The sequence below is a fragment of the Bacillus sp. FSL K6-1012 genome, assembly GCF_037964915.1.
GTDB lineage: Bacteria > Bacillota > Bacilli > Bacillales > Bacillaceae > Bacillus > Bacillus halotolerans.
On sequence record NZ_CP150175.1, the window covers coordinates 2484457 to 2497324 of the forward strand.

Below are 12868 nucleotides of genomic sequence, written 5' to 3' on the forward strand. Positions count from 1 at the left end.
TTGTTAAAAACATATCAGAAACTTTTGGCTTTAGGGGCCTTTTTGATCGTATTATGCTCGGGCAACGCAGCTTTTGCTGCAACAAATCAGGTGGGAGGTCTCGGTAACGTCGGTTTTTTCCACGACTATTTAATTGAGCCTTTTTCCTCGCTGCTGAAAGGCGTTGCCGGACTGTTTCACGGAGAGTACGGGTTGTCTATCATTCTTGTAACCGTTATTGTGCGCGTTGTGGTACTGCCTTTGTTTGTCAATCAGTTTAAAAAACAGCGTGTGTTCCAAGAGAAAATGGCAGTCATTAAACCGCAAGTAGACAGCATTCAAGCCAAAATCAAAAAGACAAAGGACCCGGAAAAGCAGAAAGAACTTCAAATGGAAATGATGAAGCTGTATCAGGAGCATAATATCAACCCGCTTGCGATGGGCTGTCTTCCAATGCTGATTCAGTTTCCGATTATGATTGGGTTTTATTACGCAATTCGTTCAACACCTGAAATTGCGTCGCACTCGTTTCTATGGTTCAGTTTAGGACAATCTGATATTCTCGTGTCCCTTAGTGCAGGGATTATGTATTTTGTCCAAGCCTATGTCGCTCAAAAGCTGAGTGCGAAATATTCCGCTGTCCCGCAAAATCCGGCAGCGCAGCAATCTGCAAAGCTAATGGTGTTTATCTTCCCTGTGATGATGACGATTTTCTCGCTTAATGTACCTGCGGCCCTTCCGCTGTACTGGTTCACCAGCGGCCTGTTCTTGACAGTGCAAAACGTCGTACTTCAGATGACACACCATAAACATAAAAAAACAGCCGCTCTTACAGAGCCGGTGAAATAAAAAAACAACTCCGACTTTTGTTCGGAGTTGTTTTTTTATTTCCATCACTTTTTAGAACCTGCATCCGTTTAAAAAGAAGAAAATCGGGAATACCTTTACTCACATCCAAATGAAAGGAGCTGGTGTCGTGACGGAACAGTCTCAACAAAAAAATATTTCTGTGCCTGAGGGAATTTGGATCATGAAACAAACATGGAATGATGTCTTATTTGCTCATTGGCCGGTTGATTACTCTACCCTTCGAGCTAAGATTCCGCCGATATTGGACATAGATACATATAACGGACAAGCTTGGGTCAGCGTGCTTCCCTTTATGCTCACAAACCTTCGCGCGCGTTTTCTCCCTCCTATTCCCGGAGCCCAGTCCTTTCCAGAGCTTAACCTGCGCACTTATGTCACCTATAAAGGCAAGCCGGGCATTTATTTCTTCAGCTTAGATGCTGATCATCGGCTGGCAGTTCAAGGTGCACGGACTTTCTTTCATTTGCCTTATTTTTACGCCGATATGAAAGCCGAAAAAAATGGGGCTGATATGGAATATAGAAGCAAACGGAGAGACGCCGGAAAAGCAGAATTCGGCGCCAAGTACCGGCCGCTCTCTGCGCCTTTTACAGCGCAAGAGGGTTCGCTTGATTACTGGCTGACGGAGCGCTACAGACTCTACACCGCCCATCGTGACAAGCTCTATTATGAGGACATTCACCATCATCCTTGGCTTCTTCAAAGAGCCGAGGCCCAGTTTTCAATCAATACAGTGGCTGATGCTCACGAAATCACTTTACCAGACTCAGAACCGCTGCTTCATTTTGCCAAAAAACAAGACGTGTTATTTTGGCCGCTTCGACAATGGCACTGACTGTCAGAAAAAAACCCGAATGCCAGATCCGCACTCGGGTTTTTCTTCATTATTTTGCTGCTTCTTCAATAATGGCAACAACCATTTCTGCTGTTTTCACCAGCTCTTCAATCGGCATTTTTTCGTTCTTCGTATGAATTTGCTCATACCCGACAGCAAGATTGACCGTTGGGATGCCGTGGCCTGCGATTACGTTTGCGTCGCTTCCGCCACCGCTCGTTTGCAGCTCGCTCGTGCGTCCGATTTTCGCTGCCGCTTTTTTCGCGATTTCAACGACTTGGTCGCCATCTTGATATTTAAACCCTGGATACATGACTTCGATTTCGACTTCTGCACGTCCGCCCATATCAGCTACCGCCTCTTCAAAAGCAGCTTTCATTTTTTGAACCTGCGCTTCCATTTTTTCTGGAACTAAAGAACGGGCTTCAGCGAGAATATGAACTTCGTCGCACACAATGTTTGTTTGTGTGCCGCCTTCAAATCGGCCGATGTTTGCTGTTGTTTCTTCATCGATGCGGCCCAAAGGCATTTTTGAAATGGCCTTGCTTGCGATTGTAATCGCTGATATACCTTTTTCTGGTTCAACTCCGGCGTGTGCAGTTTTACCATAAATCGCCGCTCTTACCTTCGCCTGAGTCGGTGCCGCAACAATGATATTGCCGACTTTTCCGTCTGAATCAAGAGCATAACCGTAGGATGCTGTTATCATGGAACGGTCCAGCGCCTTTGCCCCGATAAGACCTGATTCTTCACCTACTGTGATGATGAATTCAATCGTGCCGTGCTCAATGTTTTCTTCTTTGAGCACTTTAATTGCTTCAAACATGGCAGCCAATCCGGCTTTGTCATCGGCGCCTAAAATCGTTGTGCCGTCTGTTTTGACATATCCGTCCTCAACAACCGGTTTTACGCCGTTTCCGGGTACGACTGTGTCCATATGAGATGTAAAATAAATTGTATCTGTCTTTTTCGTCCCTTTTAATGTGCAGATCAGGTTACCGGCTCCGTGGCCAGTGATATCCATTGTATCGTCTTCTTTTACGTCTACCCCTAAATCAGAAAATTTCTGTTTCAACACTTTGCAGATTTCAGCCTCGTGCTTCGTTTCTGAATCGATTTGTACAAGCTCTAAAAATTCTTCCAGCAGGCGTTTTTCATTCACCATTTGTAAGTCCCTCCATGTTAAAGCGGTATGTTACCGTGCTTTTTTTTCGGTCTCTCTTCTGTCTTATGTGCAAGCATGTGAAAAGCTTGGATGAGTCTTTTCCTTGATTCTTCCGGCAAAATGATGTCATCGACCATTCCGCATGCCGCCGCTTTGTAAGGGCTGGCGTTTTGTTTTTTGTATTCAGCTGTTTTTTCGCGTTTTGTCTTTTGCGGGTCAGCTGACGCTTCAATATCCTTATCATACAAAATAGATGCCGCACCTTCAGCACCCATCACTGCGATTTCGGCATTTGGCCAAGCAAACACGAGATCCGCTCCGATGGATTTGCTGTTCATGGCGACATACGACCCGCCATACGCTTTTCTGATAATGAGCGTTACTTTTGGGACCGTCGCTTCTGCATAAGCAAACAGCAATTTGGCTCCGTGTCTGATAATGCCGTTATGCTCCTGCTGAATGCCGGGCAAAAACCCCGGAACATCTTCGACAGTTAACAGCGGGATGTCAAAGGCGTCACAAAACCGGATAAATCTCGCTGCTTTATCAGCCGCGTCAATCGTCAGGCTTCCTGCTAAATGTTTCGGCTGGTTTGCCACAATTCCGATCGTTTTTTGGCCAAGCTTTGCAAATCCGATGACGATATTTTTCGCAAAATACGGCTGAATCTCAAAAAAAGACTGCGGATCAGCCAATTCCTGAATCACCGCCCGAACATCATACGGCTTTGTGCTGTCAGCCGGCACGAGGCGGTTTATTAACGAGCTGGAGGCCTCATCCACAGATGAAGGTAGTGATATCTGTTTGTCGAGCGGCAAATAAGACAGCAGCTTCTTCACTCCTGCCAGAACCTCCTCTTCCGTTTTTCCGGAAAAGTGGGCATTTCCGCTGACGGCATTATGTATTCCCGCTCCTCCTAAGCTCTCCGCATCAACCTGTTCTCCTGTTACTTTTTCAATGACCTTCGGACCGGTAATAAACATTCGGCCCGTCTGTTCTGCCATAAAGATAAAATCAGTAAGTGCCGGAGAGTACACAGCGCCTCCAGCGCACGGTCCTAATATAACCGAGATTTGCGGAATGACTCCGGAATATAAGACGTTTCGGTAAAATATGTGACCGTATCCATCTAATGATACCACACCCTCTTGAATTCTCGCACCACCTGAGTCGTTCAGCCCGATAATCGGGGCTTTATTTTTTGCTGCAAGATCCATAAGAGAGGTAATCTTTTTCGCATGGGTTTCGCCAAGCGCCCCGCCGAATACGGTAAAATCCTGCGCAAACACATATACAGAGCGGCCGTCAATCGTACCGTAACCCGTCACGACTCCATCTCCCAATATACGCTGCTCCCTCGTTAAGCTTCGGCTCTCCATGAAGGGATATAATTCGATAAAACTATCCTCATCCAAGAGATAGGCGATCCTTTCCCGCGCTGTGAGCTTTCCCTTTTTCCGCTGTTCAGCCTGCTTTGCATGTCCCCCGCCTTCTTCCGCCTGCCTGCGCCTGTTGTATAGATGACCGATATGCTCATTCATGTTCAATGTCTTAATCTCCTTTCGGTTCACAGAGCTCGACAAGCACGCCGTTTGTTTCCCGCGGAGAAATAAACGCGATCTGTTTCCCGTTTGCTCCCTGTCTCGGCTGCCTGTCTATTACATCAATTTGCCGGTTTGATAATGCTTGAAGCTGATCTGTTAAGCCGCTGCATAGAAACGCAACATGGTGCAGCCCCTCTCCTTTTTTATCTAAAAATGTACGGACAGGGCTGTCAGGCGTTAACGGCTCGATCAGCTCCAAATAAACGCCTCCCGCTTGGAAAAGAGCAATGGTCACCTTTTGCTCTTCAACCGTTTCTTGATGAAGAAACGTTAATCCCAATACATCTTCATAAAAAGCTCTGGCCTTGTTTATGGAATAAACGGCAATCCCAATATGGTCAAGTCCGGTCATTTTCATCCCTGCTTTCCGGCAATAGATATCGCTTGTCCGCCCATACAAAACACGATAAAATATAATCAGATTGTCTAAGGAGTGAAACCATGTCTCAAAAACTGATGAAAAGCGTTTTAATCGTGATTTTGGGAGTTTTTATTCTTTCAACAGTACTCTCAGGAATCGTTATGTTTTTATAATGATAAAAAAGCAGGCGGCCTATTGAACAGGAACAACCTGCTTTTTTATCAGGGCTTTATGCTCAATGGCAATCTCCTCAAAAGACCGGGAGTCTTTCGTGATCAGCACTCTCGTCCCCACCGGAATCTCTTGAAACAGATGGACAACTTCATCGTTATGCATACGTATACAGCCGTTAGATACAAATTGACCGATAGATTCTTCCCGGTTTGTCCCGTGAATTCCGTAGATCCGGCCGTCTGTCCCTCTCGCATCAAACCCAATCCATCTTGCCCCAAGCGGGTTCTCAGAAGCTCCGCCTTCAATATTTTTCTTTCTGTAATAAGGATTCGCCGCTTTTACTGTAATCGAAAATTCTCCCTCAGGCGTCAGATCATCCGACTTTCCGGTTGCCACACGATAAACGCCTTCAATTTTGTTGTCGATGATGACAGCAAGCTCATTTGTTTTCTTGTTGACGATGACATACGGGTCACCTGGAAGCGGATTTTCGCCAAGCGGCCATATCGGAGAAATAATCATCAATATTGAACATAAGAAAAAACGCATAAGCTCCTCCTTTTCCATTAGGTTGACCAATGGAGGATGAGCTCATGCGAGTTAAGCGAGCGATTTTTCTGCTTTGATTCCTTTGAAATAACTTTTGATCACTAAATATTGCTCCATTTCCCCAAGAAGATGAAAGAGTGCGGCTCTCGCTTCAAATTCTTCTCTTGTCGCAGGAAGCGGCATCTCTTCGAATTCTTTTCTCATGTCAGCAAGTCTTTTCAAAAATTTGTAGGCTGTATTCCCCGGGTGAATTGCTTCCCGCAGATCGCGAAGAAATTCAGCAATCATTTTACCTTGGTCCACCGTAATGGAGATGGATGTCACTTTAGGAAGAAGGCGCTCAATGATTTCAAATTGTTTTTCTCTCATTTTAAAATAATGATAGTGCTGATTTTCGTGGCGCAGAATGTGGTTTTGTACATCTCGGTACGCCAGGTTTTTGGCTTCAGTGATTAACTGGTGTGTTTCCGGAATTTCTTTTCCTGTCCAATCTTGCTCACCAGTTAACAAATACCGTTCGATTTCTGCGAAAATGACAGCAAAATTGTCCTCTATCTTTTTTCGATAGGCGATCAGCTTCCGGTCAAGGCTCGGCATATACAGATTCATTAAAAGAGCAACGCCGATTCCCACCGTAATTAACTGGACTTCATTCCAGATGAATTGGGGCGTAATGCCGCCGGACATATACAGATGAAGGATAATAACAGAGCTGGTGACGATACCTTCGTTGATTTTTAATACAACTGTTGTCGGGATGAAAATCAGCAAAAGCAATCCAATGACAAATGGATGATAACCAATCAGTTCGAAAAAGAGATAGGAAAAGAGAATTGCCAGACAGCATGCTGCAAATCGGGCCCATGACGCTTGAAGCGACCGTTTTTGTGTGATTTGTATGCACAAAATGGTGATGATTCCTGCTGATGCGAAGTTTTGCAAATGCAATAGCTGGCTTAAATAAATAGCCAGAGCTGTTCCAAGTGCGGTCTTTATTGTGCGGTAACCAATTTTAAACATGTCGGACTCCATTCTATTTGTTTCTTCAACAAAAAAGAAGAAGCACAAGCCTTCTCCTTTTTCCCTATATTCTATAATATTTTTTCTAAAAAGTCCTGCGCTCTTTTGGATTTTGGCGAAAGAAAAAATTCTTTCGGGTTGCCGTCCTCGACGATCATTCCTTCATCCATAAATAACACGCGGTCGGCCACTTCTTTTGCAAAGCCCATTTCATGTGTAACAATTACCATGGTCATACCGGTTTCAACCAGTTCTTTCATGACTTGGAGCACTTCTTTGACCATTTCAGGGTCAAGCGCGGATGTCGGCTCGTCGAACAGCATGATTTCAGGATTCATTGCCAAAGCACGAGCGATGGCGACACGCTGCTTTTGTCCGCCTGATAAACGGTTTGGATAGTCATTTCGCTTTTCAAACAATCCGACTTTGCGCAGCAGCTCTTCGGCTTTTCCCTGTGCAGTCTGCTTGGATTCTTTTTTGACATTTACAGGTGCGTACATGATATTTTCGAGAACCGTTTTGTGCGGAAAAAGATGAAAATGCTGAAATACCATTCCGATGTTTTCCCGTACCTTTAATGTATTGGTTTTCGGCTGTGTAATCTCTTTGTCTTTAATTGTGATGGTTCCGCCGTTAGGTTTCTCCAAGAGATTCAAACAGCGAAGAAATGTTGATTTGCCTGAGCCTGAAGGGCCAATGACGGCAACAACCTCACCTTCAGCGATGTTTGTTGAAATGTTTTTTAATACTTCATGTTTCCCAAATGATTTTGACAGCTTTTCAACCTTAATCATTGGATTTCAGCTTCCTTTCTACAGCCTTGCCGATAAACGTTAAAATAAGGACAAGCACATAATAAATCAATCCGGCGATAATCAGCGGCTCAAGGTAATTGTAAGTGGCGGCGCCAGCTTGATACGCGCGTCTCATGACATCGCCAAGACCAATAACGGTAACGATCGCCGATTCTTTTGTTAACGTAATTAATTCATTTACAATGGCAGGTGATATATTTTTGAAGGCCTGCGGCAAAAGCAGATCCTTCATCATTTTGCCGTACGGAACACCCAGTGCGACAGCAGCCTCTTTTTGCCCTTTATCAATTGCGTTGATTCCCGCTCTGATAATTTCCGATACATAAGCAGCGGAATTCAGTGACAATGCGACAACCGCCGCCCAAAACTGGTCAATTTGAAAGCCGAGCAGCTGCGGGAGCCCGAAATAAACAATCATAAGCTGCAGCACTAAAGGCGTGCCGCGAAATACTGATGTGTAAAAATCAGCAATCCAGATCAGCGGGCGGAATGTGCTGATCTTGCATAAGCTTAGCACAATCCCTAATATAAGTCCGATAATAGCAGATACAACAACAATTTTTAATGTGATTGCTAAGCCTTCTAATATAAAAGGAATTTGGGGGATCGTTGCTGAAAAATCCAAATTCATAGCCTTTGTCTCCTTTTCTTACAGGAAAAAAGATTTCCTATTCAATAAAAAGGCTCAACGAAAAAGTTGAGCCGCTTTTTTTACTTCTCGCCAGTGAACCATTTTTTCTTCAATTTTTCGAGCTCTCCGTTATCTTGCATTTCTTTGAGCGCTTTATTGAATTTGTCCGTCAGTTCACTGTCTTTTCTGAAAGCAATCGCAGAACCGGCTTCTTCCGCTTTCGCATCAGGAATCACGAAGCCCTGCAGGTCATCATTTGATTTGAAATACCCTTCTGCCACCATGTCTTCAATAATCGCGGCGTCAAAGCGGTCAGATTTGATTTCCTGCACCAAATCAGAAATTCTGTTGCGGTCTTCTGTTTTAAAATCATATTCCGGAGAAAGCTCTTTCCCCTTCTCTTCCTGAATGGAGCCAAGCTGAACGCCGACTGTTTTTCCTTTGAGATCTTTTAAAGACTTAATGCCGCTGTCTTTTTTGCTGACAATCATATGATTCGCTGTGTAATATACATCGGAAAAATCAACTTGTTTTTTACGATCAGGCGTCGGTGTCATTCCTGACAAAACCAAATCAACTTGTTTTGATTTCAGTGCTGTAATTAAGCTGTTAAAGTCCATATCCTGCACTTCAATTTCGTAGCCGGTTTTCTTCGCAAGGGCCTTTGCCAAATCTACATCAAAACCGACAATGTTATCGCCATCTTTATATTCAAACGGTTTGTAATCCGCCGAAGTTCCCATAACTAATTTTTTCTTGCCGCTTTCTGAACCTGAACTGCTTGAGCCGCAAGCAGATAATGCAAAGGTGATGCACGCAGCTATCAGTAATAAGAGCCATTTTTTCATGATCCATTTCCCCCATATTCATTACTTTTATCATATTTGAATATTTATTCGTTAATTTGTATTTTAAACACTTTCTTATTTTTATGCAATACTATTTTTAAAAATTATCTCAAAGCTTATTTTTCCAGCAATCTCTTTTCATATTACTAGATAAAAGGACATCTTCTGTAGCGTAGCCATTGAATAAACTCTAATATTTATTCATTATAACTTGGAATTTTATGCACAAAAAAACCCCGTGCCGCTCGGGCATCCGGGGTTTTATCTTATACTTCTTCGCAATATTCTTCGAAGGCTTCCTGCAGTTTAGAGACAACTGCCATCGGCTCATGGCCTTCAATTTCATGACGCTCCACCATTTTCATGATTTTCCCGTCTTTTAGAATAGCAAATGACGGAGAGGATGGCGGATATCCTTCGAAATATTCGCGCGCTCTTGCCGTCGCTTCTTTATCCTGTCCCGCAAACACAGTCACGAGCTGGTCAGGTCTTTTGTCATAATGAACGGAATGGTATGCAGCCGGTCTTGCGATCCCGCCCGCGCATCCGCAGACAGAGTTGACCATGACAAGCGTCGTTCCTTTTTTCGTAAGTGCCTCGTCCACCTCTTCAGCTGTTTTCAGTTCGGTATATCCGGCAGCTGTAATTTCTTGTCTCGCTTGGCGGACAACATCATTCATAAATAAATTAAAGTCCATGTTCAATGAAGACCTCTCCTTTTTCATCATCTGTTCTTATGATAGCAAGGAAACCGCCTTATCGGCAAATGCTACCGCTTATATCGGAGGATTTTTTGCTTTCCGTTTACTCCTTACAAGATAAGGGAATTATATAATCAGATGTATAAATAAAGGAGCAGTTTTGTATGAGCCACCGGAAAGCTTTACTTATTCATAACGGAAACGCCGGCAACAAAAATATAGAAAAAGCATTAGGAGCTGTTGTGCCGGTTTTATCACAATCGTTAGATGAGGTGATCATTAAACAGACAAAGAAAAAAGACGATGCCTATCATTTTTGCCGTTCAATAGATGATTCTATCGAGACTGTCTTTATTCTCGGCGGCGACGGTACAGTCCATCAATGCATCAATGGCATCAGTACTTTAGAAAGAAGGCCAGCTGTCGGTATTTTGCCCGGCGGAACGTGCAATGACTTTTCAAGAGTGCTGGGCATTCCTCAAAATCTTGCAAAGGCAGCCGAAGCACTCGTGTCAGGAAAAAAATCCAAGGTTGATGTATGCCAGATGAACGATCGTTATTTTTTGAATTTCTGGGGGATCGGCCTGATCGCAGAAACATCGAATCAAATCAACGAAACGGAAAAAGCGTTATTAGGAAAAATCAGCTATTTTACAAGCGCGTTACGTACCGTCTCATCCGCTGAGTCCTTTCCTATTTCATTGACAATCGATGGGCAAGAGATAAAAGATGAAGCCGTTATGCTGCTTGTCATGAACGGACAGTACATCGGAACGAATCGAATTCCCCTGCCGGATGCCAGTATATGTGACGGATTACTTGATATCCTCATTTGCCGCAGCACCAATCTCTCCGCTTTGCGCGAGCTGATGAATATGGAACAGGGCACAATAGAGCGGTTCACCGGTGAGCTGTCCTATGTTCAGGCCTCTCGCGTCGAAATTGAAACGGATACCGTCAAAAAGGCTGATACAGATGGAGAAGTGTACACACATACACCCGCTGTGATTCAAGTCCTTCCGCAGCACATTGACATGCTTATTCCCCGCAATGAATAACTGTCCGCTGGTAAAGGACGTTTATAAAGAGCGAACAGCTTCATAGAAAGAAATCCGTTGACTCTCCCCTAAGAGGAGGTCTTACAGTATAAGGGATACACTTTCGTAAAAAGGGGAAGTCACATGAAGAAACAGAACATCACATTAGCTATATTATTAACCAATTTATTCATTGCCTTTTTAGGGATCGGGCTTGTGATTCCGGTAACGCCCGCGATTATGAATGAATTGCATTTATCCGGTACCGCGGTCGGCTATATGGTTGCATGCTTCGCTGTTACGCAGCTTATTGTGTCACCAATCGCCGGACGCTGGGTTGACCGCTTCGGACGCAAAATTATGATCGTGATTGGCCTGTTGTTTTTTAGTGTTTCAGAGTTTTTATTCGGCATCGGAAAAACAGTTGACATTTTATTTATATCCCGTATGCTTGGCGGTATCAGTGCTGCTTTCATTATGCCCGGGGTCACGGCTTTTATCGCCGATATCACTACTGTTAAAACACGGCCGAAAGCGCTCGGCTATATGTCAGCCGCTATTTCAACAGGTTTTATTATCGGTCCCGGCATTGGCGGATTTTTAGCGGAAATCCATTCCCGTCTGCCTTTCTTCTTTGCGGCAGCCTTTGCGTTAATAGCAGCCATTTTATCGATGCTAACGCTTCGGGAACCGGAGCGAAATCCTGAGAATGAGAAAATAGAGGGCCAAAAGACAGGATTCAAGCGGATTTTTGCACCTATGTATTTCATTGCTTTTCTCATCATTTTAATATCGTCTTTTGGATTAGCATCGTTTGAATCTTTATTTGCGTTATTCGTTGATCATAAATTCGGATTTACGGCCAGTGACATTGCCATTTTGATAACTGGGGGAGCAATTGTCGGAGCCATCACGCAAGTCGTCTTATTCGACCGCTTCACAAGGTGGTTTGGGGAAATCCGTTTAATCCGCTACAGCTTAATTCTCTCAACTAGTCTTGTGTTTTTGCTGACCATCGTAAATTCATATGCTGCGATTTTATTAGTTACCTTCACCGTATTTGTCGGATTCGATCTTATGCGGCCGGCCGTAACAACCTATCTGTCAAAAATTGCGGGAAATGAACAGGGGTTTGCCGGCGGGATGAATTCAATGTTTACGAGTATCGGCAATGTGTTCGGCCCTATTATCGGGGGAATGCTATTCGATATTGACTTAAACTATCCATTTTATTTTGCAACAGTAGCTTTAGCCATAGGCATTGCGCTGACCATTGCCTGGAAAGCCCCTGCCCATATAAAAGCCAGCATGTAAAAAAAGCGTATTCTTTGTGTACTGCAAAGGATGCGCTTTTTCATTATACTGATCATAAGGGGGGATGGCATGAAGGACTCGTTTTACTCAATTGGAGAAGTTTCAAAACTGGCAAATGTGTCGATTAAAGCGCTTCGTTACTACGATAAGATTGATTTATTCAAACCCGCCTACGTCGACCCGGATACGAACTACCGCTATTATACTGACTCCCAGCTCTATCATCTTGATTTGATCAAATCATTAAAATATATTGGCACACCTTTAGAAGAGATGAAAAAGGCACAGGAATTAGAGATGGAGGAACTGTTTGCTTTTTATACAGAGCAGGAAAAGCAAATCAGGGAGAAATTAGATTTTTTATCAACATTGGAGCAGACCATTTCTCTGGTGAAAAAGCGAATGAAACGGCAGATGGAATATCCTGCGCTCGGTGAGGTGTTTGTTCTAGATGAGGAAGAAACACGGATTATACAGACAGAGGCAGAGGGAATCGGGCCTGAAAACGTGCTCAACGCCTCATACAGCAAACTAAAAACATTTATCGAATCAGCTGATGGTTTTTCGAACAATAGCTACGGTGCTACTTTCTCGTTTCAGCCGTACAACAACATTGATGAAATGACTTACCGTCATATTTTTACGCCTGTCTTAACGAATAAACAAATTTCTGCGATTACGCCGGATATGGAAATCACAACAATACCAAAAGGCAAATATGTTTGTATCGCTTATAATTTCTCGCCAGAGCATTATTTTCTCAACTTACAAAAGCTGATCAAGTATATCACGGACCGTCAATTAACGGTTATCAGTGATGTTTACGAGTTAATCATACCGATTCATTATTCTCCGAAAAAACAAGAAGAATATCGGGTTGAAATGAAAATCCGAATCGCAGAATAATGGTACATAGAAAAAGAGCATTTTTTGAAGTTATCGTTCAAAAAATGCTCTTTCTGTTT

15 protein-coding genes are annotated in these 12868 nt (G+C 43.6%); 6 read left to right on the plus strand and 9 right to left on the minus strand.

Features of this window, described 5'->3' with window-relative positions; genetic code table 11:
* Complete coding sequence (locus tag NSS75_RS12760; protein WP_024121969.1) at positions 1–828, plus strand: membrane protein insertase YidC; 828 nt, start codon at positions 1–3, stop codon at positions 826–828.
* 127 nt (positions 829–955) lie between these two features.
* Complete coding sequence (locus NSS75_RS12765; protein WP_127696789.1) at positions 956–1684, plus strand: DUF2071 domain-containing protein; 729 nt, start codon at positions 956–958, stop codon at positions 1682–1684.
* Between the two features lie 49 nt (positions 1685–1733).
* Here NSS75_RS12765 and NSS75_RS12770 read toward each other — a convergent pair whose 3' ends face one another.
* From NSS75_RS12770 to mce, 3 genes are read right to left on the minus strand one after another with little or no spacing between them, the layout of a single operon-like run.
* Positions 1734–2849 (minus strand): tripeptidase T, encoded by a 1116-nt coding sequence (locus tag NSS75_RS12770; protein WP_339233300.1) that lies wholly within the window; start codon positions 2847–2849, stop codon positions 1734–1736.
* Between the two features lie 17 nt (positions 2850–2866).
* Entirely contained in the window at positions 2867–4390 is a 1524-nt protein-coding gene (locus NSS75_RS12775; protein WP_103672294.1) for an acyl-CoA carboxylase subunit beta, read from the minus strand.
* Between the two features lie 10 nt (positions 4391–4400).
* A complete protein-coding gene (gene mce, locus NSS75_RS12780) occupies positions 4401–4805 on the minus strand; it encodes a methylmalonyl-CoA epimerase (RefSeq protein WP_268544962.1) in 405 nt (134 codons plus the stop codon).
* 89 nt (positions 4806–4894) lie between these two features.
* Between mce and prli42 the strand changes: the two genes are divergently transcribed.
* Positions 4895–4987, plus strand: coding sequence for a stressosome-associated protein Prli42 (prli42, locus tag NSS75_RS12785; RefSeq protein WP_003226489.1), 93 nt, complete (start codon positions 4895–4897; stop codon positions 4985–4987).
* 19 nt (positions 4988–5006) lie between these two features.
* Here the strand turns inward: prli42 and NSS75_RS12790 are convergent, their stop codons facing one another.
* From NSS75_RS12790 to brxB, 6 genes are all read right to left on the minus strand, one after another.
* A complete protein-coding gene (locus NSS75_RS12790) occupies positions 5007–5537 on the minus strand; it encodes a L,D-transpeptidase (RefSeq protein WP_268544959.1) in 531 nt (176 codons plus the stop codon).
* Positions 5538–5588: 51 nt separating this feature from the next.
* The gene (locus NSS75_RS12795) at positions 5589–6557 is read right to left on the minus strand and encodes an aromatic acid exporter family protein (RefSeq protein WP_101861176.1); all 969 of its coding nucleotides are present in this window, start codon (positions 6555–6557) and stop codon (positions 5589–5591) included.
* A gap of 71 nt (positions 6558–6628) precedes the next feature.
* A complete protein-coding gene (gene artR, locus NSS75_RS12800; protein WP_024121976.1) occupies positions 6629–7351 on the minus strand; it encodes an arginine ABC transporter ATP-binding protein ArtR in 723 nt (240 codons plus the stop codon).
* Positions 7344–8003 (minus strand): arginine ABC transporter permease ArtQ, encoded by a 660-nt coding sequence (gene artQ, locus NSS75_RS12805; protein WP_014664528.1) that lies wholly within the window; start codon positions 8001–8003, stop codon positions 7344–7346. The genes artR and artQ overlap by 8 nt, the downstream gene beginning before the upstream one ends.
* Before the next feature lie 80 nt (positions 8004–8083).
* Positions 8084–8851, minus strand: coding sequence for an arginine ABC transporter substrate-binding protein ArtP (gene artP, locus NSS75_RS12810; protein ID WP_059335386.1), 768 nt, complete (start codon positions 8849–8851; stop codon positions 8084–8086).
* Positions 8852–9117: 266 nt separating this feature from the next.
* Entirely contained in the window at positions 9118–9555 is a 438-nt protein-coding gene (gene brxB, locus NSS75_RS12815) for a bacilliredoxin BrxB (protein ID WP_024121978.1), read from the minus strand.
* 161 nt (positions 9556–9716) lie between these two features.
* On the opposite strand from brxB, the gene NSS75_RS12820 reads away from it, so the two are divergent.
* From NSS75_RS12820 to NSS75_RS12830, 3 genes are all read left to right on the plus strand, one after another.
* Positions 9717–10610, plus strand: a complete 894-nt coding sequence (locus tag NSS75_RS12820; RefSeq protein WP_326050965.1) for a YegS/Rv2252/BmrU family lipid kinase — start codon at positions 9717–9719, stop codon at positions 10608–10610.
* Positions 10611–10733: 123 nt separating this feature from the next.
* Positions 10734–11903 (plus strand): multidrug efflux MFS transporter Bmr, encoded by a 1170-nt coding sequence (gene bmr, locus NSS75_RS12825; protein WP_024121980.1) that lies wholly within the window; start codon positions 10734–10736, stop codon positions 11901–11903.
* 69 nt (positions 11904–11972) lie between these two features.
* Positions 11973–12809, plus strand: a complete 837-nt coding sequence (locus NSS75_RS12830; RefSeq protein WP_029441362.1) for a MerR family transcriptional regulator — start codon at positions 11973–11975, stop codon at positions 12807–12809.
* Positions 12810–12868: the final 59 nt, after the last annotated feature.